This is a genomic window from Pseudomonas fluorescens (assembly GCF_902497895.1).
Taxonomy (GTDB): domain Bacteria; phylum Pseudomonadota; class Gammaproteobacteria; order Pseudomonadales; family Pseudomonadaceae; genus Aquipseudomonas; species Aquipseudomonas fluorescens_BP.
The window spans coordinates 62,584-85,771 of record NZ_CABVHQ010000007.1; the positions used below are offsets into that span (position 1 = coordinate 62,584).

The following is a 23,188-nucleotide window of genomic DNA, read 5'->3' on the forward strand; positions in this document are numbered from 1 at the left end:
GATGCAGTTCACTCAGACAGTCCCGCAAGCCCCCTGCCGCCCAGGCCCTGCAGGACCCCGTTGATTACCCAGAGTCCCCGCCCCATGCCCCTGCTCGAAAGCCCTTTCACCCAACTCGATCTGATCCGCCAGCCTGAACAACAGAACGAACCCTTGCAGGCCTTTGACGCAGCCGATGAATACCTGCTCAATTATCTGGCCGAGCAAACGCCTGCAGCAGATACCCGGGTGTTGGTGCTCAATGACAGCTTTGGCGCTCTGGCTGCCAGCCTGGTCGGGCATGTGCAGGTCAGCAGCAGCGGCGACTCGTTCCTGGCCAGCCAGGCACTGGAGAAGAATCTGGTGCGCAACGGCCGGGCCTTCGACGCCGTATCGTTCGTTCCTGCCAGCGCAATACCCACCGGGCCGTTCGACCGGGTGTTGATCCGGGTGCCGAAAACCCTGGCCTTGCTCCAAGAACAACTGATTCGCCTGCAAGACCAACTGGCTCCCGGCGCCCAAGTGATTGCCGGCGCCATGGTCAAGCACCTGCCCCGCGCCGCTGGCGATCTGCTGGAGCGTTATATCGGCCCGGTGCAAGCTTCACTGGCGATGAAAAAAGCCCGACTGCTGATCGCTACCGCCGAAAGCAAAAAGCCGAGCGTATCGCCCTACCCGACTCGCTACACCCTCGACCAACCTGCGATCGAACTGTTGAACCATGCCAATGTGTTCTGTCGCGAAGGGCTGGATATCGGTACGCGGGCGTTTCTCCCACACCTGCCGAAAAACCTGGGCAGCGCACAGGTTGCGGATCTGGGGTGTGGTAACGGTGTACTGGCCATCGCCAGTGCACTGCAAAACCCCCAGGCCCGGTACACGCTGGTCGATGAATCCTTCATGGCGGTGCAATCTGCGAGCGAAAACTGGCGTGCCGCACTCGGTGAGCGCGAGGTGATCGTTCGCGCTGACGATGGTCTGGCAGGGCAAGAACCGCAATCCCTTGATGTGGTGCTGTGCAACCCGCCGTTTCACCAGCAACAGGTGGTCGGTGATTTCCTTGCCTGGCGGATGTTCCAGCAAGCCCGTGAAGCACTGGTGGTCGGCGGCGCACTGTATATCGTCGGCAATCGTCATCTGGGTTATCACAGCAAACTGGCGCGATTGTTCCGCGGCGTCGAACAAGTGGCAGCCACACCCAAGTTCGTGATTCTCAAAGCCCGGAAGTAACAAAAAAAAACCCTCCAGTGGAGGGTTATAAATCCGTGCCGCAAGGCAACGGGATGGGATTGGGTGTGGCGAATATCAGTGAGTGGTCAGGCCGGCAGCGTTCATGAACATACGCATCAGGCCGGCAACAATGGCCAGGGCCAGCACACTGCCGGTCCAGATCAGCGCCAGCCAGCCGAGTCGCTGCCAGAGAGGCTTTTTTTCGGCCTGTTCGATTTCTTGCAAGGAATGTTTGCCGGTCATTGCCTGGAATCCTCTCTGGGGTTCGGTGGTGCCTAAGTAGACGCTAGCGTAGGAGCCCGGGATCTTTTGGGGTGCTGGTACCAAAGAGCAAGATCAAAAGATCGCAGCCTATCGGCAGCTCCTACCTAGTGATACCCGTCTTCGTGGGTGACCTTGCCGCGGAACACGTAGTAGCTCCAGAAGGTGTACCCCAAAATGAACGGGATGATAAACAATGTGCCGACCAGCATGAAGCCCTGACTCTGCGGCGGCGCGGCAGCATCCCAGATCGAGATCGACGGCGGCACGATGTTCGGCCACAGGCTGATGCCCAGGCCGCTGTAGCCGAGGAAGATCAGCACCAGGGTCAACAGGAACGGCGTGTAATGGGCATTGCGGGCCACTGCGCGGACCAGACCGTACATGGTCACCAGCACCAGAATCGGTACCGGCAGGAACCAGAACAGGTTCGGCAGGGTAAACCAGCGAGCGGCGATCTCGGCATGGGCCAGCGGCGTCCAGATACTGACGATGCCGATCAGCGCCAGCACCACGAAGGCCAACGGCCGCGCCAGGTCATGCATCTGCTCCTGCAACTTGCCTTCGGTCTTCATGATCAGCCAGGTGCAGCCGAGCAAGGCATAAGCCACCACCAGCGCCGCGCCGCAGAACAGCGTGAAAGGCGTGAACCAGTCCAGCGAACCGCCGGCGAACTGGCGATTGACCACCGGAAAACCATCAATGAATGCCCCCAGCGCCACGCCCTGAAAGAAGGTCGCCGTGATGGAGCCGCCGATAAAGGCCTTGTCCCAGAGGTGACGTTTGTCGTCCCTGGCCTTGAAACGGAACTCGAACGCAACGCCGCGGAAGATCAGCCCGATCAGCATCAGGATCAGCGGCAGGTACAACGCCGAGAGCACCACCGAGTAGGCCAGCGGGAACGCGCCAAAGAGTGCCGCACCGCCCAGCACCAGCCAGGTTTCATTACCGTCCCAGACCGGCGCGACGGTGTTCATCATTACGTCGCGATCACGTTTGCCCTTGATGAAGGGGAAAAGAATCCCGATACCCAGATCGAAGCCATCCATGACCACGTACATCATGATGCCGAAAATGATGATCACGGCCCAGATCAGCGGAAGATCAATACCCATGACTCAATTCCCCTTGTTCAGGCTATCGCTGTGATCACCATCATCATCAGCGGCGGAAAGCGGACGGGCCGGCGTACGTTTCTGGCCAGGACCACCGTGGCTCGGCTCGGCGCCTTCGTTGATCACCGGACCTTTGCGCACCAAGCGCATCATGTAACCCAGGCCCGCGCCAAACAGCGAGAAATACACCACGACGAATAGCGCCAGGGTGATGCTCATCTGGGTAAAGCTATGCCCGGAGGAGGCGTCCGCCGTGCGCATCAATCCGTAGACCACCCACGGCTGACGACCGATTTCGGTAGTGAACCAGCCCGCCAGGATCGCGATCAGGCCGGATGGCCCCATCCACAACGCCAGGTACAGGAACGGACGGGAGGAGTAGAGGGTGTCGCGTTTGCGCAGCCAAAGGCTCCACAAACCGGTAAAAATCATCAGCATGCCCAGCCCGACCATGATCCGGAACGACCAGAACACAATGGTCGAATTCGGCCGATCCTCAGGTGCAAACTCCTTGAGCGCCGGTACTTGCTTGTCCAGCGAGTGGGTCAGGATCAGGCTGCCCAGGTAGGGTACCTCAACGGCAAAACGCGTCTTCTCGGCTTTCATGTCCGGCCAGCCGAACAGGATCAGCGGGGTCGGCTCATCACCGTGATTCTCCCAGTGCCCCTCGATCGCGGCGATTTTCGCCGGCTGGTGCTTGAGGGTATTGAGGCCATGGAAGTCGCCGATCACCGCCTGGATCGGCGCAACAATCAGCGCCATCCACATCGCCATCGACAGCATCGTGCGGATCGCCGGGTTGTCCCGACCGCGCAACAGATGCCAGGCCGCGGAGGAACCGACAAAGAAGGCGGTAGCGACGAAGGCGGCCGTGGACATGTGCAGCAGACGGTACGGGAAGGACGGATTGAAAATCACCGCCAGCCAATCCACCGGAATCACTTGACCATTGACGATTTCATAGCCTTGCGGGGTTTGCATCCAGCTGTTGGAGGCGAGAATCCAGAAGGTCGAGATCAGCGTACCGATGGCCACCATGACGGTGGCGAAGAAGTGCAGTTTACGCCCGACCTTGTTCCAGCCGAACAGCATCACCCCGAGGAAACCGGCTTCAAGAAAGAACGCCGTCAGCACTTCATACGTCAGCAGCGGCCCGGTGACCGAGCCGGCGAAATCGGAGAAGCGGCTCCAGTTGGTGCCGAACTGATAGGCCATGACCAACCCTGACACCACCCCCATGCCGAAGTTGACGGCAAAGATCTTCGACCAGAAGTGATACAGGTCGCGGTAGGTATCGTTATGGGTCTTCAGCCACAGGCCTTCGAGCACCGCAAGGTAACTCGCCAGGCCAATGGTGATGGCCGGAAACAGGATGTGAAACGAAATGGTGAACGCGAACTGAATTCGGGCGAGATCAAGTGCCTCCAAACCGAACATAAGTCTTCCTCTGTCAGGTAATACCGGCTGCCGGCTGAAGGCCTGCACCCACTGCCCCCACGGATATGGAGTGCGGCGAATTCGAATTCGTTCTTCTTAAACCAACACAACGCAGGGATTCTGGCCATCTGGCCGCCAGAGCTTTTCCGAAAAGGAATTGATCTGGATCAAGCAATGCCCAAAGAGTAGTCCCATTTTCCGGCCCGGACTGTGTGGTCTTTTGTCGCGTGACAGGTTGCCTCACTCGGCACACTGCCCGTTATGGCGCCGAACACTGTGGCGAGGGGGCTTGCCCCCGTTCGGCTGCGAAGCAGTCGCAAAACCAGCCATTGCGGTGTGCCAGACAAAATGAGGTGGCCGGGTTTGGGGGTGCTTCGCACCCCAACGGGGGCAAGCCCCGTCGCCACAGGGATATCGTCATGGCCAAACCAGGTGTCTAGCTAACTAAATCTCCCGAGCCTGCAACTTCTGGTTACATTCTGGTGATAATCTCGCCTCTCCCCCAGCTCAGACCCTGCCTTCAGATGCCTAGCCAAGCCCCGCTGCTGTTGCGCCATCACCGCCCTTTCATTGCGTTCTGGCTGGCTCGGGTGTTTACCGCCAGTGGTTTCCAGATGCTCACCGTGGCTATCGGCTGGAACCTCTACCAACTGACCGGCAGTGTCCTGGACCTGGGTTGGGTCGGGCTGGTGGAATTCGCACCACGGGTGCTGTTCATGCTCCACACCGGGCATGTGGCGGATCGTTATGACCGACGCAAGGTCGCGGCCCTCTGCCAATCCCTGCAAGCCTTGATCGCCCTGGCGCTGGTTATCGGCAGTGTCACCGAGAACGTCACCCGGGAAATGATCTTCATCCTCGCCTTTCTGCTGGGTGCCGCCCGCTCGTTCGAAATGCCGACAACCCAAGCCTTGCTGCCAACCATTGTCCCCTGCACGCTGTTCCCGCGAGCCGTCGCCGCGTCACAGTCGGCCCAGCAATCGGCGACCATCGTCGCCCCGGCCCTGGGCGGCCTGCTTTACGCCTTCGGCAGCGTCTGGGTCTACGGACCCACGGTGATTTTGTACCTCATCGCCTGCCTGCTGATGCTCAACCTGCCAGCCCGGCAAACGCCGCTGAACAAAGGCAAGGCCACGCTTGATTCGCTGCTGGCCGGGATCCGCTTCATTCGCAGTCGTCCGGACATTCTCGGGGCAATTTCCCTGGACCTGTTTGCCGTGCTGCTGGGCGGTGCGACAGCGCTGCTGCCGGTGTTCGCCAAAGACATCCTGCTCACCGGGCCCTGGGGTCTCGGATTGCTGCGCTCGGCCCCTGCGGTCGGCGCTTTGTTGATGTCGCTGTGGTTGGCGCGTTTCGCCGTGGAACGCCAGGTCGGGCGAATCATGTTCACCGCGGTCGGGGTGTTCGGTGTCGCGACTATCGCCTTCGGACTGTCGACCTCGTTCTGGTTCTCGCTCGCAGTGCTGGTGGTGCTGGGCGCGGCGGACATGATCAGCATGGTGATCCGCGCCTCCTTCGTGCAACTGGAAACCCCGGACGAGATGCGCGGCCGGGTCAGCGCCGTGAACGGATTGTTCATCGGCGCTTCGAACCAGTTGGGCGAATTCGAATCCGGGGTGACCGCCCATTGGTTGGGCACGGTACCGGCGGTGGTGCTCGGCGGGATCGGTACCCTGGTGGTCACCGGGGTGTGGGTCAAACTGTTCCCGACCCTGGCCCGGCGCGACCATATGCATGTACCGGCAGAAGAAGCGAAAGCCTGAAGCAGAATGATGGGAGCAAGCGCTAAACCAGTAAATCCCCTGCCACCGCCGCCCGTTTGCCCTTGCCGCACAATTGCTCCACCAGGGTCAAGGCCAACTCCAGGGTTGCACCGGAACCTTGGGCAGTGATGCAGTTGCCGTCCACCACGATCGGCTGGTCGATGAAGGTGCAGCCGGACAAATAATGGCTGACGGTTGGCAGGCAAGTCATGCGGCGCTGGCGCAGAACGCCGTAAGTCTGCAAGGCCACTGCGGGGGCTTCGGCGATGCCTGCGAACAGGCGTCCGGCCGCCGCCTGGCCCTTGACCAATTGCAGCAAGGGTTGATAGGCCGCCAGATGCTGCACACCGACCATTCCTCCGGGCAATACGATCAAGTCGAAATGCTGGGCCAGCACATCCACCAACATACCGTCGGCAGTCACCCGGGTACCACGGGCACAGGTAAGCATGCGCCGCCCTTCGATGCTGGCCACTACCACTTCAATCTTGGCGCGGCGCAACACATCGATCAGGGTCACGCTTTGCAGGTCGTCGATACCTTCGGCGAGGGTGATCAGGGCTCTAAAGGTCATGGCTAGTTCCACACAGTGATCGTTCAAGCTTAGTCAGCTTTCCCGACAAAGGTCCGGACACTTCGATTACTTGATGTAGATCTGCGCCGTCAGCGTGTTTTGCGGCGCATTGATTGATGTGTTGCTGAAGGTAAAATGCCCTTGCTGCTTACCGGCCAGATCGAAGATATACAGATAGCCGACGATTTTCCCGGTTGAGGAGCACTCCACCAGATTGTCGCTGGCGTTTGCGCAAACCCGTGTACGAGTACCGTCCACTACGAGCCCATCCAGTGCAACCCTCGGCTCGCGGCCATAGCCCTGCTCCAGCACATAGACCTTGATGCCGGGCCCTTGGTGATCGCAGCGCGTCCGCGCCTGGTCTTGTGCCACATCTTCAAAGCCACAGGCTGGCGATTCGACCTTGAGAATTCTGACCTCAGTCAAGGCCGCAGCCGAGGCGGCGGAAGCGGTTTGCCCACCCATCAGCAAGGCCCCCAACAGCCCAAGGCGGAAAACCACACGGTTGTTTATGCAATACATAGCGCCCCCCCCAAAACCTGCGCGCAGTATGCCCCACTCCCTGCCATGGCAAAACTTCGCCGACGATCGCAGCCATTGGCCCAAGCTGCTGGTATGATGCGCGGCTTTTTCCGACCCGCAGAATATCCACAGGCGCTTCAGGCACCCTGTGCTTTGCTGTCCAGGTCGATACATTCACGGCGCCCGGCGCGCCACGGGGAGCGGACATGCTGGAAAGGCTGTTTCAACTCAAGGAACACAACACCAACGTGCGGACCGAGATTCTTGCGGGCCTCACGACCTTCCTGGCCATGGCCTACATTCTGTTCGTCAACCCGAGCATCCTCGGCGAGACCGGCATGGACAAGGGTGCGGTGTTTGTCGCGACCTGCCTGGCGGCGGCCATCGGTTCGACCGTGATGGGCCTGATCGCCAACTACCCGATCGCCCTGGCACCGGGCATGGGCTTGAACGCCTTCTTTACCTACACTGTGGTCCTGAACATGGGCCATACCTGGCAAGTGGCGCTGGGAGCGGTGTTCATCTCGGCGGTGATGTTTTTCCTGTTGTCGATCTTCCGCATTCGCGAATGGATCATCAACAGTATCCCGCTGGCGTTGCGCTCGGCAATTGCCGCCGGTATTGGCTTGTTTCTGGCGCTGATCGCCCTGCATAACGCCGGTATCGTGGTCAGCAACCCGGCCACCATGGTTGGCCTCGGCGATCTGAAACAACCAGCGCCGATCCTCGCCACCCTCGGTTTCGCCCTGATCGTCGCCCTCGAAGCGCTGAAGATTCGCGGCGCGGTGCTGATCGGTATTCTCTCGGTGACTATCGTTTCCATTGCACTGGGCTTCACCCCGTTCGGCGGCGTGATGTCGATGCCGCCCTCGCTGGCGCCGACCTTCCTGCAACTGGACATCATGGGCGCGCTGGACATCGGGCTGGTCAGTGTAATCTTCGCCTTCCTGTTCGTTGACCTGTTCGACAACTCCGGCACGCTGATCGGCGTGGCCAAACGTGCCGGGTTGATGGGCAAGGACGGCCACATGCCGAAAATGGGCCGTGCGTTGATTGCCGACAGTACCGCGGCCATGGCCGGTTCCTTGCTGGGCACCTCGACCACCACCAGTTACATCGAATCGGCAGCAGGCGTCAGCGCCGGTGGCCGTACCGGTTTGACCGCCGTTGTCGTGGCCATCCTGTTCCTCTTGGCGCTGTTCTTTTCGCCACTGGCCGCCAGCGTTCCGCCCTTCGCTACCGCACCCGCCTTGCTGTTCGTCGCAGTATTGATGACCTCTGGCCTGGCTGAAATAGACTGGGACGACATCACCGTCGCCGCGCCTGTGGTAGTCACCGCCCTGGCCATGCCGTTCACCTATTCGATCGCCAACGGCATTGCCTTCGGTTTCATTTCCTGGACCGCCATCAAGCTGTTGTCCGGTCGTGGCCGTGAACTGAACTCGGCGCTGGTGATTCTATCGATTCTGTTCGTGATCAAGTTGGGTTGGTTCAACGCATGAGTGCTCCGTCTTTCGATTCCGGGTCCTACACCCTTCAGCTCGATGAAAAAGCTGCGCGCCTGCGCGAATTGCTGGCGCCATTCGATGCGCCCGAGCCTCAGGTGTTCGATTCACCGCTGAAAAATTACCGGCTGCGTGCCGAATTCCGCCTGTGGCGCGAAGACGGCCAGCGCCACTACGCGATGTTCGCCCCGGGGAACAATCACACGGCAATCCTGATCGAAGAGTTCCCGATCGCCAGCCTGCGCATCAATCAATTGATGCCGCAGCTCAAAGCCGCGTGGCAAGCCAGCGCAGCCTTGAGTCACAAGCTGTTTCAGGTGGATTTCCTGACCACCCTGGCCGGTGATGCGGTGATTACCCTGTGCTACCACCGCACGCTGGACGAGCACTGGCATGTGGCGGCCAGGCAGCTGGCCGCCGATTTGAATGTCAGCGTGATCGGCCGCTCCAAGGGTAAACGTGAAGTGATCGGCCACGATTATGTGGTCGAAAAATTCGACGTCGGCGGCCGCACGTTCAGCTACCGACAACCGGAGGGCGCGTTCACCCAACCCAATGGCACGGTCAACCAGAAGATGCTCAACTGGGCCTTCGAAGCCCTCGGCGAGCGTTCCGATGATTTGCTCGAGTTGTATTGCGGCAACGGCAACTTCACCCTGCCGCTGGCGACCCGCGTGCGCAAGGTGCTGGCCACCGAAATCAGCAAGACCTCAGTGAATGCGGCCCTGAGCAACCTCAGCGAAAACGCTGTGGATAACGTCAGCCTGGTGCGCTTGTCCGCCGAAGAACTGACCGAAGCGCTGAATGAGGTTCGCCCGTTCCGCCGCCTGCACGGCATCGACCTCAAGAGCTATGAGTTCGGCAGCGTGTTCGTCGACCCGCCGCGCGCCGGCATGGACCCGGACACCTGCGAGCTGACCCGGCGCTTCGAGAATATCCTCTATATCTCGTGCAACCCGGAAACCCTCGCGGCCAATATCGCGCAACTGCACGACACCCACCGCATCACTCAATGTGCGATGTTCGACCAGTTCCCCTGGACCCATCACATGGAGTCCGGGGTGTTGTTGACCCGGCGTTGAAACCGATCTGACAAACAACAACAGCCGTCGTTATGACGGCTGTTTTGTCTGGATCATCCGGCTGTTCAAAGAGCAACATCGACCTTGCGCGGACGCCCCCCCTTTCTGCCATTGGCACGCGCCGCCCTGGCTTTGGCCTCACTGCTCTGACGACCATTACGCGCTGCGATCACTACCGCCGCCATATCCATCAACGGCTTGCTGGCCGATATCAGGCCGGCAATGGAAACCTGTAAATCACGCGCCTCATGACAGATCGCGGCACCTGCAAAACCGACCTCCAACCCGTCGAAATCCGCGACTGAGAAATCATCGAACTCCGGATAGTTCTTTATCGGCAGGAGAATTCTGCTGCCGTCTGCAAAACCGATAGACAGGCACTGCTCCTGAAATTTCACCGTGGTCGCGTTAACCCCAACGCTGCGGCGCGCCTGACCACGTTCTATCGCCTGATCCAGAACGGCCTCGGTCACCGGCCGGTCGATGTGCGCCTTGGCCTGTAGCGTTTTCATAGTTCGATCTCCACCCCGTCCGGCGCGTCGAGCAGCCTCAGCAGGGTTCTATTTCCTTCTATCTCATAGCGAGCAGACTCAATCAGATAAGTCGTGCTCCCAGGTCCCTTCGTTGCAACCACTTCATCCGCCCGCCAATCCCATGACTGATTGTCCAGGCAGACCGTATTCAATCTGCTCCACCAGACTCTGCGAGCCTGCTGCAAATGGGCAGGTTGTTTCAGCTCCTGGCGTAACCCCTCAAGAACCGCCAAGGGCGGTCGGCGCGAATAAGGAATGACATCCCAGAGCTCGACGCCGTTATGCCAGAAGCTGAATCTGAAACGGGCACTCCATCTGCCGCCGTCCACATGCACGTGAGGCGGACAATGTTCGTCACGCAGCATGACCACCACCACCAATCCTTTGTACTTGCATATCTTCATGCTAACCCATCCGTTAGGTTTTTAAATTCATAGATCCTGGTTTCTGTCATTGATCCGACGACTGGCAGTTTTTCCACACCGCTAGCGGTCTTGAGATTAGTTCTGGCGACGGCCAACGGTTCTCGCCTCACACCGCAAAGTAGTAAGCAATCCTTACAGCCTTCGCCCTCGGCCCTGGAGCTGAATATCCGATCACCACGCCGATGGGCATGGCCAAGCTGCCTGGCATGCCGGTGCCGGGTGGAGTTGCTGCACGCGGCCTTGTGGGTCGCGGAGATCGTCTACTTCCCGCTGGAAACCGAACTGCTGCGCAACGCCCGTGCTTTGGGGTGTCGCACGCTGGATGGCGGCACCATGGCGGTGTTCCAGGCGGTGAAGGCGTTTGAATTGTTCAGTGGGATGGTGCCGGATGCGCAGCGGATGCTGGAGCATTTTCAGGGCATGAATGGTTGAAAAGCAAAGATCGCAGCCTATCGGCAGCTCCTACAGACAGCGGGGTGTCATGCCGTTCCGCAGCCCGTAGGAGCTGCCGATAGGCTGCGATCTTTTAAGCAGCACATCAGATTCGAGGCATCAGGCCTGTAGATACCTCAACACCGACTCGCAAATCATCTCGCGATGGCGCTGTTTGATCGCTTCGTCCGGCAAGTCGATCTGAAAGATTTCGCCGAAAGTATGGCGGTTCGAAACCCGGTAGAAGCAGAACGAACTGATCAGCAAATGCACGTCCAGCGGTTCAAGCCCGCGGCGGAACAACCCTCCCTCGACCCCGCGCTGGAGAATCTCGCCCAGTACATGGAGGATGGTGTTGTTCATCGCCTTGATCGCATCGGACTGCTTCACATACTCGGCGTTGTGAATGTTCTCGATGCTGACGATGCGCACGAAGTCGACATTGCGGTCGTGGTGATCGAAGGTGAATTCCACCAACCGCCGAATCGCCTTCCGAGGTTCCAGCTCAGTCAGGTGCAGACGGCTTTCGGTGTTGCGGATATCACCGTAAAGTTTTTCCAGCACTTCGACGTAGAGCTGCTCCTTGCTGGCGAAGTAGTAATAGATCATGCGCTTCGAGGTATGGGTCCGTTCGGCGATGGCATCCACACGAGCACCCGAAAGCCCCTGCTGGACGAACTCGACAATGGCTTCTTGAAGAATGTTCTCGCGGGTCTTTTCCGGGTTGTTCTTGCGACTCTTGCGCGGCGCGAGAGCAGGCTCGTCGGGCGCTGCAGAGAGTTCTGGGGTCATTGTCATTCCGGGCTCAAGGCCATCACTGCACAGACTGCCGATTATGGGCCGCGCCGCGCCGTGAAAGAAAGCACGGCGGCGGCGGTTTACCACCTCTCATTACGAAACTCCTACAACTTGGCGTGACGTATCCTCCCACTGCGCGACTTGGCCATCGCAGCCAAACGCACCGCGACGTTCGCCGCGCCATAACCCGCGTAGCCATTCTTGCGCTGGATAATCTCGAAGAAGAAACGCCCTTCGAAGGGTTCGGTATAAACATGGAACAACTCGCCGCCTTGTGCGTCGCGGTCATACAACACGTTGCCTGCGCCTCTCTGCGGCGTGGCTCCATCACTGGCGCCGCTGTTGCCAGACCGCCGCCAGCCCGCTCAGACAAATCACCCCGATGCCAAACACGGTAGTCAGGCTCGGCGTGTGGGAAAACAGCAGCCAGCCAAGCAGACCGGCGAAGACAATCTGGCAATAACCAAAAGGCGCCAGCAACGCCGGTGCCGCGAGGCGGAACGCCTGGGTCAGGAACAGATGCGCCGTCATGCCAAAAGCCCCCAGCGCCACCATCAGCAAACCATCGCCAACGCCTGGCGCTTGCCAGAAGAACGGCACCAAAGCACTCATCACCAGGGTATTGCACAGGCCGGCAAAGAAGTTACTGGTAGTCGGGCTGTCGAGCTCACTGAGTTTGCGCGTGAGCAACTGATAGAAGCAGAAAAATAGCGCCGAGCAGAATGGCAGTAGTACTGCAGGGGTAAACAACTCGCCACCGGGATGGACGATGATCAACACCCCTACAAATCCACAGATCACCGCCAGCCATTGGCCGCGGGTCACGTGCTCGCCGAGCAGCGGCACCGACAGCGCAGTGACCAGAACCGGCGCAAGAAAATTCACCGCCGTCGCTTCGGCCAGCGGAATGAACAACAGGCCGGTAGTGAACAACAAGCTGGTACTGAGCAGGCACAGCGCCCGCAAAAATTGCAACAGCGGACGTTTACTGCGCAATACCCGCAACCCCGATTGCGGCAGGAAAATCCCGGCCATAAGCAAGGTGTGAACCAGATACCGTGCCCAGACCACCATCACCACCGGGTAGAAACCAGAAAGGTATTTCGACAAGGCGTCATGGCTGGAAAACAGAAAGGTCGCCACGACGACCAGCAGAATGCCCTTGAGGGGCTGATTGACACCGGAAAGAGGTGTGCTGAGGGTCATGAGGGCTCTCTTGAGTAACGCATAAAGGTTATTTAGAACTCAGTTCCAATTTCAATCAAGAGACGAACAAAAAGCTGTGCGATCAGCGAACACTTTCAGGAAGGAACATTGATCAACTAAACAACTCTGACGCCTGGCTCGCCACCGACAACTCGTCAGCAAACTTCAGCAGCAGCGGCGCCAGCTCATGGAGCCTTGCGTGGGTCATCCGCGCACTTGGCCCGGCGATGCTGAGCACGCCGACCACCCGTCCATCCAGCGGATGACGCACCACCGCGGCAATCGCCGAGGTGCCGACCGCCGAACTCTCCTCGACCCAGGCATAACCGTGCTCGCGGGCCAGGCGCAAACGTTCGAGCAGTTCGATATTGGTACGTGGCGCATTCGGACCCAGCTCCAGCGGGACGTCCGCAGCCTGTCGTTCAACCAGCGACAGAGCTTCGGCATCGCTCAGACACGCCAGCCAGGCATGTCCGGAAGCGGTATAGAACAGTGGCGCATCGCGGCCCATGTCGGGGTCGTAACGCAGGCCGGAACGAGCCCCCTGAGACTTGGCGATCCAGATCTGGCGCTCTCCCTCGATCACTCCGAGGCGCACCAACTCTCCGGTTTCCTGTGCCAGGCGATCAAGTACCGGCTGAACGATATCCGCACCGCTGCTGGCCAGGTAACGAAAACCCATGGCAACCAGTTTGGTCGACAGGTGATAACGCAGATTGTCTGGATTCTGCCGTACATAGCCCAGTCGAATCAGCTCGGCGAGCAGCCGGTGGGTGGCGCTTTTGGGGATATCCAACTGCTGCGCCAGGGTCTGCATCGGCAGACCCCGCGGGTCACTGGTGAGATTTTCCAGAACGCTGAAAACGCGTTCGATTTGACTGCCTGCCATAGGGGGGTCCAAATATATTGGAATAAAGTTCCATAATATAACAATCCGCCTGAATCTTTCGCCTTGATGCCTGACACCTGGCGTTATCTGCATTTACACATTTTTCCATCGCCGAAACGGCATTCGGACTATCTATAGAAAAGGCGATTCACGCCGATCCCGCTATGGAGAGCACGATCAATGTTATGGAACAAAGCAAGACGCAGTGACAATGTGGAGGACGCGCGCGATGGCCGGCAAACGCGCACGTTGAGTGGTAAAAAACTGGGCCTGGGTCTCGGCGCCATTGCACTGGCGGGCATCGGCCTGTATGTCGGTGTCAATCCGCCGCTCGACCAGGTTCGACCGGACACCGCCCCTATTGAAGGACTCGACGCGCCAGCCATTGACACATCCGTCGCCGAAGATACCCAACAGGCGTTTGTCGAGTCGGTGCTCGGTGATACCGAAGACACTTGGCGGCCGATATTCGAGCAATTGGGTGAACGCTACCCGGAACCGACCCTGACCCTGTTCGACAACGGAGTGGTCTCCGGATGTGGTTTTGCCCGCTCTGCCATCGGTCCCTTCTATTGCCCTCAGGACCAGAAGGTGTATCTGGATCTGGAATTTTTTCGCGAGATGGCGCAGCGCTATGCAGTGGTCGGCGACTTCGCCCAGGCCTACGTGATCGCCCATGAAGTCGGCCATCACGTGCAGAAGGTACTCGGTCTGACACAAGCCCTCGACGATGCACTGAACACCGATCAACCGGTGGTTGGCGCGAATGGCCTGGAGGTTCGTTCAGAACTGCAGGCCGATTGCCTGGCCGGCGTCTGGGCCCACCACGCACAGCAGCGGCTGAACTGGCTGGAGCCCGGAGATATCGAAGAGGCGCTGCATGCCGCAGCAGTATTCGGCGACGACTATGCTCAGCGCAACCGGAACCGCGCACAGTCGCCAGAGACATTCAGCCATGGTACCTCGGCCCAGCGTGCACAATGGTTCCAGACCGGTTTTGCCAAAGGCCGGATCAACGATTGCGACACCTTCGCCGCTGACCTGTAATACCATCACCGGAGCGCAAAACCTCCCGCTCGCTATGCTGAAGCAGTGGGATGCGGCCCGCGACTGAACTTTGTCCCTCGTCACTGTCTGACAACCGGACTGGCATCCGTCCCGCTCAGCAGCAACACTCATCAGCAAACCAACCAGAGGATTCCCACATGCTATGGAAAAAAGGCCGGCGCAGTGACAACGTGGTGGATGCTCGCGGTGACGACACTGGCGGTGGCGGTGGTGGGATGCGTTTCGGTGGTGGCAAGGGCCTGAGCCTGACGGCCATTGTGTTGATAGTCGGCATTGGCTGGTTAACCGGTCAGGATCCGATGCAGATTCTCGGGGAACTGACCGGGCAGATGAGCGAGCAATCGGCACCGGCCACTCAACAGTCTCGCAAGGCGCCACCGGCCAATGATGAGCAGGCGGAATTCGTTCGTTCCATCCTGGGTGACACCGAGGACACCTGGGGTCAGATTTTCCAGCAGGCCGGGCGCAATTACAGGAACCCGACGCTGATCCTGTTCAGCAACGGGGTGAACTCCGCCTGCGGCTTTGCGACCTCTGCCACGGGCCCTTTCTATTGCCCGGCGGACCAGAAGGTTTACCTGGACATGAGTTTTTTCCGGGAGATGTCCCAGCGTTTTTCTGCGGCCGGCGACTTTGCGCAGGCCTACGTGATCGCCCATGAAATCGGTCATCACGTACAAACCCTGCTCGGGGTGTCCGCGAAAATCCAGGCTGCCCGGCAACAGGGCCAGCGTATGGAAGGCGACGGCGGCCTGCTGGTGCGTCAGGAACTGCAGGCCGACTGCCTGGCGGGGGTCTGGGCCAACAATGCGCAGAAACGTTTGAACTGGCTGGAGCCGGGTGACATCGAGGAAGCACTGAACGCGGCCAACGCCATCGGCGACGACCGCTTGCAACACCAGGGTCAGGGCCGCGTGGTGCCGGACTCGTTCACCCATGGCTCCTCGGTGCAACGGGTTCGCTGGTTCAAGACCGGATTTGCTCAAGGCCAGGTCAGCCAGTGCGACACTTTTGCCGCGAGGAACCTGTAATGCGTATGTGGCTGCTGGCTCTACTGATCACCTGCGCCAGCACCCAGGCTGCCGAGCCTGGAGCTGAGACGATCAGCTCCGGGCGCCTGAAGTTGAAAGGCGGCGAGATGGCGGTGAGCGTAGGCCCGTCACCGTTAAAAATCGAGCGTATGCTGATCGTCATCCATGGTCGTTCTCGGGATGCTGAAACCTACCGCAAGAGCGCTGAACACGCGGCCGACCAGGCCGGGCAAAGCATGACCACGCTGGTGATCGTCCCGCAATTTCTCAATGAAACCGATATCGCTCGCCATCACCTGCCTGACAACGTGTTGCGCTGGCAGGGCGATGACTGGATGGTCGGCGGCTTATCCACAGGTCAAAACCCTCTGAGTTCCTACACTGTTATCGACGAAATTGTCGCCCGGCTGGGTGATCACCAACAGTTTCCGGACGTGAAGGAAGTCGTCATCGCCGGTCACTCCGGTGGCGCTCAGGTGGTTCAGCGCTACGCATTGTTGAGTCAGGATCAGCCAGCCCTCAAATCAGCCGGCGTGCAAGTGCGCTATGTGATCGCCAATCCCTCGTCGTACGCATATTTCAATGAGCAACGGCCGGTAGCCTTCAATCACGCTGGTTGTCCGAACTTCAACCGATGGAAGTACGGGCTGAAGGACTTGCCCGCCTATGCCGGAGGGCAAACACCCGCACAACTGGAGGAAATCTACGTCAAACGTGACGTCAGTTATTTACTCGGGCAGCAGGACAACGACTCGAATCAACCGGCGCTGGATAAAGGTTGTGAGGCCCAGGCCCAAGGCGTGAATCGGTTGATCCGCGGGCACAACTATTTTAACTATCTGAAGCGGCGCCACACTCAAGGGTTGAGTCAGCAACTGATCGAAGTGCCCGGGGTTGGGCATGATGGGGACGCGATGTTTACCTCGCCTGAGGGGCAAAAAGCGTTGTTCAGGTAGGAGCTGCCGCAGGCTGCGATCTTTTGATCTTCAAGCAGACAACATTTGCCGCAACGCCAGACAATCCTGCGCATGCCAATCGGTCAATTCCGGCCACGGATTATCCGGCAGATTGACCAGCACGGTCCGCGCACCCGCCGCCCTGCCGCAGTCCAGGTCGAAGCGATAATCCCCGACCATCACCAATTCGCCGGGCGCCACATTCCAGGCCTGGGCCAGTTTCAGCAAGCCACCCGGATGGGGTTTGGGCGGGGCTTCATCGCGGCCCAGCACATCCTCCACCGCAAAGCAGTCCGCCAGACCGATCGCTTCCAGAGTCACATGGGCCAGCTCACGGGCGTTGCGGGTCAGGATGCCAAGGCGATATCCGCGCCCCGCCAACTCACGCACCAACTCCACCGCGCCAGGAGCCGGCCGCGAACCCAGTGCCAGATCACGCTCGTGTTCAAGCAACCAGGCATGTTTGGCCGCAGCCTCATCGGCCGGCAGCGCGGCGAGGTGGGTCAGGATGTCGTGTTCAGCGGGAATCGCCAGCGCTTCGCGAATCGCCGCGAAGTCGTGCACGGCAATTGTCAGCGTGCCGTCCATGTCGAACACCCAGTACCGCACTTCGCCCAGACTCATGCCCAATCCTTGCGATGACGAATCAGGCCTTCCTGAGTGACCGACGCCACCAGTTGCCCGGCGCGATTGAACACGCTGCCACGGGAAAAACCACGGGAATTGCCAGCCCACGGGCTGTCCATCGCATAGAGCAGCCAGTCATCGGCGCGCAGGTCACCATGGAACCACAAGGCATGGTCGAGGCTGGCGACCTGCATGTCTTTCTGCCAGACCGACTTGCCATGGGGCATCAGCGAGGTGGTCAACAAGCCGAAGTCCGATGCATAGGCCAGCAGGTACTTGTGCAGTGCCGGCGAGTCGGCCAAGGCTCCGTCGGCGCGGAACCAGACGTATTTGATCGGATCGCCGGGTTGCGGGTTGTAGGGGTCTTTTTCCGTCACCGGGCGCACTTCGATCGGCTTGGCGCACAGCAGCTTATCGCGCATGTGCTCCGGGATCAGATGCGCATACTGCTGGGTGATCTCCAGTTCCGACGGCAGATTCTCCGGGCCGACCACTTGCGGCATCTGCTGCTGGTGTTCGAAACCTTTTTCGTCAAACTGGAACGACGCGCTGCAGGTGAAGATCGGATTGCCCTTCTGGATCGCCGTGACGCGACGGGTACTGAAGCTGCCACCATCACGCACCCGATCAACCTGATAGACCACCGGTAAACCGGCATCACCCGGGCGCAGAAAATAACCATGCATCGAATGCACATGGCGCGCTTCTTCTACCGTCTGGCTGGCCGCCGACAACGACTGGCCGAGTACCTGGCCACCGAACAGCTGGCGAAAACCCAGGTCCTGGCTGCGACCGCGAAAGAGGTTTTCTTCGATCGGTTCCAGGGTCAGCAGGTCGACCAGATCTTCCAACACGTGGCTCATTCAGACTCTCCTCACACAGAGCAATGCCGCGCAGTCTTGGCTGCGGCGGTCGATTCAGTTTTTGGCCCGAGCCAACAATGGACCCATTGTAAACGTCCAGGCAGGCTTATCCATGCAAGGTTTCCAGCCATTGTTCACGAGTGATGCGGTACAGCACATGATGGCGCAACGGATCATCGCTGCCGAGCTTCGGATGCTCGAAGTCGTGCGTCGGGTCGTGTTGCATGCCAATCGCCTGCATGACTTTCTGCGACGGCAGGTTGCTCGCGGTGGTAAACGCCACGATATCCTTCAGCAACAACCGGTCAAAGCCGCAACGCAGAGCGGTCCAGGCTGCTTCGCTGGCATAGCCCAATCCCCAATGTTCACGAGCCAGACGCCAGCCGATTTCCACCGCAGGAGTAAACGTTGCGTCGAATCCGACATGCAACAGGCCGGTAAATCCAATAAAATCCCCGGTATCCTTGCGCTCCAGCGCCCAGAATCCGAAGCCATGTTCGGCAAAATGTCCGCGTATTCGCCCGATCAATCCGGCACTTTCCAGACGGCTCAAGGGTGCCGGGAAATAACGCATGACCTGGGGATCGGCGCACATGGCTGCGAATTCCGGCAAATCACCATCTTGCCACTGACGCAACAGCAATCGTGCGCTCTCAAGTTCCAGTATCGACTCCATCGTGCCCCTCCATTTCCATGTCGCAAGTCTACATCGCTGGTAGGATCCTTCACTCATTCCTACATGCTGCCTAGATAAATCTGCCATGCCGCTGCCGCTGATCTATCACGAAGACTACAGTCCCGAGTTTCCGGCGGAACATCGCTTCCCCATGGACAAATTTCGCCTGCTGCGCGATCACCTGGTCGACAGTGGCCTGACCCGCGACCCCGAGCTGCTACGCCCGCAGTTGTGCCCGTCGGAGATTCTCGCCCTCGCCCATGACCCTGGGTACATCGAACGTTATATGAGCGGCGAATTGTCCCGCGAAGATCAACGACGTCTCGGCCTGCCCTGGAGCGAAGCACTGGCCCGGCGTACCGTGCGTGCGGTCGGCGGCTCGCTGCTGGCCGCCGAGCAGGCACTGGAACATGGCCTGGCCTGTCACCTGGCTGGCGGTACACATCACGCCCATTACGACCATCCGGCCGGGTTCTGCATTTTCAACGACCTGGCGGTGATCAGCCGCTACCTGCTGGAAAGCGGCCGGGTGGGCCGGGTCTTGATCTTCGATTGCGACGTACACCAGGGTGACGGCACTGCACGCATTCTGGAAAATACACCGGACGCTGTGACCGTCTCCCTGCATTGCGAAAAGAATTTTCCGGCACGTAAAGCCCAAAGCGATTGGGACATCCCGCTGCCCATGGGCATGGGTGATGGGGACTACCTCAAGGTGGTCGACGATGCCTTGAACTACCTGCTGCCGCTCTACCAGCCGGACCTGGTGCTGTATGACGCCGGGGTGGACGTGCATATGGATGACGCGCTGGGCTACCTGAAACTGACCGACCAGGGCGTCGCCGCTCGTGATGAAAGCGTGCTGCGCCACTGCCTGGGGCGCGACATCCCGGTGGTCGGGGTGATTGGTGGCGGTTACAGCAAGGACCGCAAAGCGCTGGCGCGACGCCATGGGATTCTCCATCACAGCGCGCAACGGGTCTGGGCGTCATCAGGTTGTCACTGAGTTGTGGATGCTTTACCCACAATGCCTGTGGAACTGCCTGTGGATAACCTGAGTGAAAGGCCCTGCAGGCCAGCGTGTATATAGCCTGCAGACTACTGGTTGTTTTTTGATCAACCAAAAGCGTCGCGGGCAAACCCTAATGCCGGTCAGGTAAGACGTTACGCGAACCGCACGGTTTGTCTGGAGTATCGCGGTGCCTGATTTTACGACTGCTTCGCAGCCGAACGCAGCCTTCGGCAGCTGCTACGGGGCCAGTGCTTGGCCTGAAACTCCTTAACTGACCGGCATTAGGACAAGCCCGCGCCCCCAAGAATAGTGCACGGCAATTGTGCTGATAGAATGCCCGCCCTATTCCGTCGAACCGCAGCCCACGCCATGACCCAGTCCTCCGCCAACCTCCCCCACCACGCCACCATTATCGGCGGCGGACCCGCCGGTTTGATGGCGGCCGAAGTATTGAGTCAGGCCGGGGTCAAGGTCGAGCTGTACGACGGCATGCCCTCTGTGGGTCGCAAGTTCCTGCTGGCCGGCGTCGGCGGGATGAACATCACCCATTCCGAAGCCTACCCGGGGTTTCTCTCGCGCTATGGCGAACGGGCGCCGCAGATTGCGCCGCTGCTGCGCGAGTTCGGCGCCGAGGCTCTGTGCCAGTGGATTCATGGGTTAGGCATCGAAACCTTTGTCGGCAGTTCCGGTCGGGTGTTTCCAACCGACATGAAAGCCGCTCCCCTGCTACGCGCCTGGCTCAAACGCCTGCGCGAAGCCGGCGTAGTTATCCACACCCGTCACCGCTGGCTCGGCTGGAACATCGATGGCAGCCTGCGCATCGACAGCCCGGAAGGCGAAAAAAACCTGCAAACCGATGCGCTGTTACTGGCTCTCGGCGGCGGCAGTTGGGCACGCCTGGGCTCGGATGGCGCGTGGATGCTGCCCCTGGAACAACGCGCAATTCCATTGACGCGCCTGCAACCGAGCAACTGCGGTTTCGACGTGACGGCCTGGAGCGATCTGCTGGTCAACAAATTCGCCGGCGCACCGCTGAAAAACATCGCCATCGGCCTGAATGACGATGTGCCGCGATTGGGGGAATGTGTGATCACCGCAACCGGCATCGAAGGCAGCCTGGTGTATGCGCTGTCTGCACCGATCCGCGAAGCCATCAATCAAAACGGCTTGGCGACCCTTCACCTCGACCTGCTGCCGGGCAAAACCCTCGACAGGATTCAAGCAGCGCTGCTCAAGCCTCGTGGCTCTCGCTCAATGAGCAAGCACCTGCACAGCCAGCTCGGTATCGACGGCGTGAAAGCGGCCCTGTTGCGTGAACTGACGCCTGCCGGATGCTTTGCCGATCCGCTGCTGCTGGCCACTGCAATCAAGGCACTGCCCCTGACCCTGGTAAAACCCCGGCCACTGGACGAAGCCATCAGCAGCGCTGGCGGGGTGCCGTTCGAGGCGATGAATGAAGGTTTGATGCTCAAGCAATTGCCCGGCGTGTTCTGCGCCGGCGAAATGCTCGACTGGGAAGCGCCGACTGGCGGCTACCTGCTCACCGCATGCTTTGCCAGTGGCCGCGTGGCAGGGTTGGGGATGGTGGAGTGGTTGAAGCAAACGGCTTAACGGATCGTTAACTGAAGATTTCTTTCACTTTCAAAATCCACCCCTCACCCCAACCCTCTCCCCAAGGGGGAGAGGGGGAAAGGGAGCCGATCTTTGTGCTGTTCAAACCTGAGTTCGACTCGATATCTCAGGTCGCAGTACTTCCAAAAAACACCGCGGTCAGCTCCCTCTTCCCCCTGGGGAGAGGGTTGGGGTGAGGGGTGGTTCTCAAGTCGATCGCGAAGCCAAGGCCAACGAAGCTTAAGGCTTGCGCTTACGCGGCCCAGTGTTGAACACCGGAACCTTACGCACTGGCTTGATCGCCGGCGCTTCAACCGGCACTTCGCCGCTGTCCACCCATTTGCCCAGGTTGCGCTTGCCGCCACCCGACACTTTGGGTTTCTTCGGCTTTTTCGGTTTCTTGACCACTTGGCCGCTGGCATCGGTGTCCGGCACGCGGTGCTCAGGTTCGAAATCCTGCTCTTCCTCGCGGGTCAGTGTCTGACGGGTCAGGGTCTCGATGGCTGACAGCATATTCACTTCATCGGCACACACCAGTGAAATCGCCTCGCCGGTAGCGCCCGCACGACCGGTACGGCCGATACGGTGGATGTAATCCTCAGCCACGATCGGCAGGTCGAAGTTCACCACCAATGGCAAGTCTTCAATATCCAGACCACGGGCCGCCACATCGGTGGCCACCAGAATCTGGATCTCACTGGCCTTGAACCGGTCCAGCGCACGCTGGCGAGTGGCTTGTGGTTTGTCGCCGTGAATACCGTCGGCATTCACACTCAGGCCCTGGAGTTTTTCCACCAGTTGATCGACGCCGTTACGGGTCTTGGCGAATACCAGTACCTGCTTCCAGCGATTCTTGCGCATCAAGTGGATGAACAGCTCCGCCTTGCGTTTCTTGTCCACCGTCACCACCCACTGCTTGACGGTGTTGGCGGCGACGTTGCGCGGGCTGACTTCGATGCTCAGTGGATCATTGAGCATCTGCCCGGCCAGCAGGCGGATCGCATCGGAGAAGGTCGCGGAGAACAGCAGCGTCTGACGTTGCTTGGGCAGGACCCGGTAAATGTTCCCCAGCTCTTCGGAAAATCCGAGGTCGAGCATACGGTCGGCTTCGTCGAGGATCAGGGTTTGCAACTGGTTGAACTTCAGCGCTTTCTGCCGGTACAGGTCGAGCAAGCGGCCCGGGGTCGCCACCAGCACGTCAACGCCCTTGCGCAGCTTCATCATCTGCGGGTTGATGCTCACGCCGCCGTACACCGCATAAGTGCTCAGTGGCAGGTGCTCGGCATATTGGCGAACGCTTTCGTGAACCTGTTCGGCCAGCTCGCGGGTCGGCACCAGGATCAGCGCGCGCACCGAGTTACTGGCGACCTTCGGCCCTTCCATGGCCAGCAACTGCAGCAGCGGCACGGCGAAACCGGCGGTCTTGCCGGTGCCGGTCTGGGCCGCGGCCATCAAGTCGCGACCGGCCAGCACCGCCGGAATGGCTTGCACCTGCACCGGCGTCGGGGTCTGGTAACCGAGCGTCTCAAGGGCGCGCAGCAAGGGTTCGATCAAGCCAAGAGTGGCGAAAGTCATGGGGGTACCGTAGGGAAA

23 protein-coding genes and 2 pseudogenes are annotated in these 23,188 nt (G+C 59.7%); 10 read left to right on the forward strand and 15 right to left on the reverse strand.

Translation table 11 applies throughout. The annotated features are described in order from the left end of the window. The first annotated feature begins 84 nt into the window (after positions 1 to 84). Positions 85 to 1,209: a methyltransferase gene (locus tag F8N21_RS05450; RefSeq protein ID WP_150641155.1), complete on the forward strand. Its 1,125-nt coding sequence runs from the start codon at positions 85 to 87 to the stop codon at positions 1,207 to 1,209. A gap of 75 nt (positions 1,210 to 1,284) precedes the next feature. On the opposite strand, the gene F8N21_RS05455 is transcribed toward F8N21_RS05450, so the two are convergent. From F8N21_RS05455 to F8N21_RS05465, 3 genes are all read right to left on the reverse strand, one after another. Beyond that, complete coding sequence (locus F8N21_RS05455) at positions 1,285 to 1,452, reverse strand: DUF2474 domain-containing protein (RefSeq protein ID WP_150641156.1); 168 nt, start codon at positions 1,450 to 1,452, stop codon at positions 1,285 to 1,287. Positions 1,453 to 1,577: 125 nt separating this feature from the next. Further along, entirely contained in the window at positions 1,578 to 2,585 is a 1,008-nt protein-coding gene (cydB, locus tag F8N21_RS05460; RefSeq protein WP_150641157.1) for a cytochrome d ubiquinol oxidase subunit II, read from the reverse strand. 3 nt (positions 2,586 to 2,588) lie between these two features. Then, the gene (locus tag F8N21_RS05465) at positions 2,589 to 4,022 is read right to left on the reverse strand and encodes a cytochrome ubiquinol oxidase subunit I (RefSeq protein ID WP_150641158.1); all 1,434 of its coding nucleotides are present in this window, start codon (positions 4,020 to 4,022) and stop codon (positions 2,589 to 2,591) included. Between the two features lie 524 nt (positions 4,023 to 4,546). Between F8N21_RS05465 and F8N21_RS05470 the strand changes: the two genes are divergently transcribed. After that, positions 4,547 to 5,785 carry an MFS transporter gene (locus tag F8N21_RS05470; RefSeq protein WP_150641159.1) on the forward strand — a complete coding sequence of 413 codons (1,239 nt, stop codon included), beginning with the start codon at positions 4,547 to 4,549 and terminating at the stop codon, positions 5,783 to 5,785. A gap of 22 nt (positions 5,786 to 5,807) precedes the next feature. Here the strand turns inward: F8N21_RS05470 and F8N21_RS05475 are convergent, their stop codons facing one another. Both F8N21_RS05475 and F8N21_RS05480 read right to left on the reverse strand, forming a co-directional pair. Beyond that, positions 5,808 to 6,359, reverse strand: coding sequence for a DJ-1 family glyoxalase III (locus tag F8N21_RS05475; RefSeq protein WP_150641160.1), 552 nt, complete (start codon positions 6,357 to 6,359; stop codon positions 5,808 to 5,810). A 66-nt stretch (positions 6,360 to 6,425) separates the two neighbouring features. Then, positions 6,426 to 6,881, reverse strand: coding sequence for a DUF4879 domain-containing protein (locus F8N21_RS05480; RefSeq protein ID WP_150641161.1), 456 nt, complete (start codon positions 6,879 to 6,881; stop codon positions 6,426 to 6,428). 206 nt (positions 6,882 to 7,087) lie between these two features. On the opposite strand from F8N21_RS05480, the gene F8N21_RS05485 reads away from it, so the two are divergent. Then, positions 7,088 to 8,383, forward strand: a complete 1,296-nt coding sequence (locus tag F8N21_RS05485) for an NCS2 family permease (RefSeq protein ID WP_150641162.1) — start codon at positions 7,088 to 7,090, stop codon at positions 8,381 to 8,383. Beyond that, a complete protein-coding gene (gene trmA / locus F8N21_RS05490; RefSeq protein ID WP_150641163.1) occupies positions 8,380 to 9,468 on the forward strand; it encodes a tRNA (uridine(54)-C5)-methyltransferase TrmA in 1,089 nt (362 codons plus the stop codon). Before F8N21_RS05485 ends, trmA begins: the two co-directional genes overlap by 4 nt. A 65-nt stretch (positions 9,469 to 9,533) precedes the next feature. Here trmA and F8N21_RS05495 read toward each other — a convergent pair whose 3' ends face one another. Together F8N21_RS05495 and F8N21_RS05500 are read right to left on the reverse strand one after the other, a co-directional pair. Next, positions 9,534 to 9,980 (reverse strand): DUF2442 domain-containing protein, encoded by a 447-nt coding sequence (locus tag F8N21_RS05495; RefSeq protein WP_150641164.1) that lies wholly within the window; start codon positions 9,978 to 9,980, stop codon positions 9,534 to 9,536. Then, positions 9,977 to 10,405, reverse strand: a complete 429-nt coding sequence (locus tag F8N21_RS05500; protein WP_150641165.1) for a DUF4160 domain-containing protein — start codon at positions 10,403 to 10,405, stop codon at positions 9,977 to 9,979. Before F8N21_RS05500 ends, F8N21_RS05495 begins: the two co-directional genes overlap by 4 nt. A 194-nt stretch (positions 10,406 to 10,599) precedes the next feature. On the opposite strand from F8N21_RS05500, the pseudogene F8N21_RS05505 reads away from it, so the two are divergent. Beyond that, positions 10,600 to 10,858 (forward strand): annotated as a pseudogene (locus tag F8N21_RS05505) (shikimate dehydrogenase); the annotation flags it as partial. Between the two features lie 120 nt (positions 10,859 to 10,978). Here F8N21_RS05505 and F8N21_RS05510 read toward each other — a convergent pair. The 4 genes and pseudogenes from F8N21_RS05510 to F8N21_RS05525 all read right to left on the reverse strand — a co-directional run bounded on the left by F8N21_RS05510 (position 10,979) and on the right by F8N21_RS05525 (position 13,751). Continuing rightward, complete coding sequence (locus tag F8N21_RS05510) at positions 10,979 to 11,656, reverse strand: TetR/AcrR family transcriptional regulator (protein ID WP_150641166.1); 678 nt, start codon at positions 11,654 to 11,656, stop codon at positions 10,979 to 10,981. A 104-nt stretch (positions 11,657 to 11,760) separates the two neighbouring features. Continuing rightward, positions 11,761 to 11,955: pseudogene (locus tag F8N21_RS05515) on the reverse strand (4-hydroxyphenylpyruvate dioxygenase); the annotation flags it as partial. A 28-nt stretch (positions 11,956 to 11,983) separates the two neighbouring features. Continuing rightward, positions 11,984 to 12,862 carry a DMT family transporter gene (locus F8N21_RS05520; protein ID WP_150641167.1) on the reverse strand — a complete coding sequence of 293 codons (879 nt, stop codon included), beginning with the start codon at positions 12,860 to 12,862 and terminating at the stop codon, positions 11,984 to 11,986. Positions 12,863 to 12,974: 112 nt separating this feature from the next. Further along, complete coding sequence (locus tag F8N21_RS05525; protein ID WP_150641168.1) at positions 12,975 to 13,751, reverse strand: IclR family transcriptional regulator; 777 nt, start codon at positions 13,749 to 13,751, stop codon at positions 12,975 to 12,977. A 180-nt stretch (positions 13,752 to 13,931) separates the two neighbouring features. Here F8N21_RS05525 and F8N21_RS05530 point away from each other — a divergent pair, with 180 nt between their 5' ends. From F8N21_RS05530 to F8N21_RS05540, 3 genes are all read left to right on the forward strand, one after another. Further along, a complete protein-coding gene (locus F8N21_RS05530) occupies positions 13,932 to 14,798 on the forward strand; it encodes a neutral zinc metallopeptidase (protein ID WP_150641169.1) in 867 nt (288 codons plus the stop codon). A gap of 158 nt (positions 14,799 to 14,956) precedes the next feature. Continuing rightward, the gene (locus F8N21_RS05535) at positions 14,957 to 15,850 is read left to right on the forward strand and encodes a neutral zinc metallopeptidase (RefSeq protein WP_150641170.1); all 894 of its coding nucleotides are present in this window, start codon (positions 14,957 to 14,959) and stop codon (positions 15,848 to 15,850) included. Further along, a complete protein-coding gene (locus F8N21_RS05540; protein WP_150641171.1) occupies positions 15,850 to 16,806 on the forward strand; it encodes an alpha/beta hydrolase in 957 nt (318 codons plus the stop codon). Before F8N21_RS05535 ends, F8N21_RS05540 begins: the two co-directional genes overlap by 1 nt. A gap of 30 nt (positions 16,807 to 16,836) precedes the next feature. Here F8N21_RS05540 and F8N21_RS05545 read toward each other — a convergent pair whose 3' ends face one another. The 3 genes from F8N21_RS05545 to F8N21_RS05555 form a co-directional block, all read right to left on the reverse strand. Beyond that, a complete protein-coding gene (locus F8N21_RS05545; protein ID WP_150641172.1) occupies positions 16,837 to 17,430 on the reverse strand; it encodes an HAD family hydrolase in 594 nt (197 codons plus the stop codon). Beyond that, a complete protein-coding gene (tesB, locus tag F8N21_RS05550; protein ID WP_150641173.1) occupies positions 17,427 to 18,296 on the reverse strand; it encodes an acyl-CoA thioesterase II in 870 nt (289 codons plus the stop codon). The genes F8N21_RS05545 and tesB overlap by 4 nt, the downstream gene beginning before the upstream one ends. 106 nt (positions 18,297 to 18,402) lie before the next feature. Next, positions 18,403 to 18,972, reverse strand: a complete 570-nt coding sequence (locus F8N21_RS05555; RefSeq protein WP_150641174.1) for a GNAT family N-acetyltransferase — start codon at positions 18,970 to 18,972, stop codon at positions 18,403 to 18,405. Positions 18,973 to 19,057: 85 nt separating this feature from the next. Here F8N21_RS05555 and F8N21_RS05560 point away from each other — a divergent pair, with 85 nt between their 5' ends. Together F8N21_RS05560 and F8N21_RS05565 are read left to right on the forward strand one after the other, a co-directional pair. Further along, positions 19,058 to 19,978, forward strand: coding sequence for a histone deacetylase (locus F8N21_RS05560; RefSeq protein WP_150641175.1), 921 nt, complete (start codon positions 19,058 to 19,060; stop codon positions 19,976 to 19,978). Positions 19,979 to 20,353: 375 nt separating this feature from the next. Then, the gene (locus F8N21_RS05565) at positions 20,354 to 21,595 is read left to right on the forward strand and encodes a TIGR03862 family flavoprotein (RefSeq protein ID WP_191624202.1); all 1,242 of its coding nucleotides are present in this window, start codon (positions 20,354 to 20,356) and stop codon (positions 21,593 to 21,595) included. A 240-nt stretch (positions 21,596 to 21,835) separates the two neighbouring features. Here the strand turns inward: F8N21_RS05565 and F8N21_RS05570 are convergent, their stop codons facing one another. Then, a complete protein-coding gene (locus tag F8N21_RS05570; RefSeq protein ID WP_150641177.1) occupies positions 21,836 to 23,170 on the reverse strand; it encodes a DEAD/DEAH box helicase in 1,335 nt (444 codons plus the stop codon). Positions 23,171 to 23,188 lie beyond the last annotated feature (18 nt).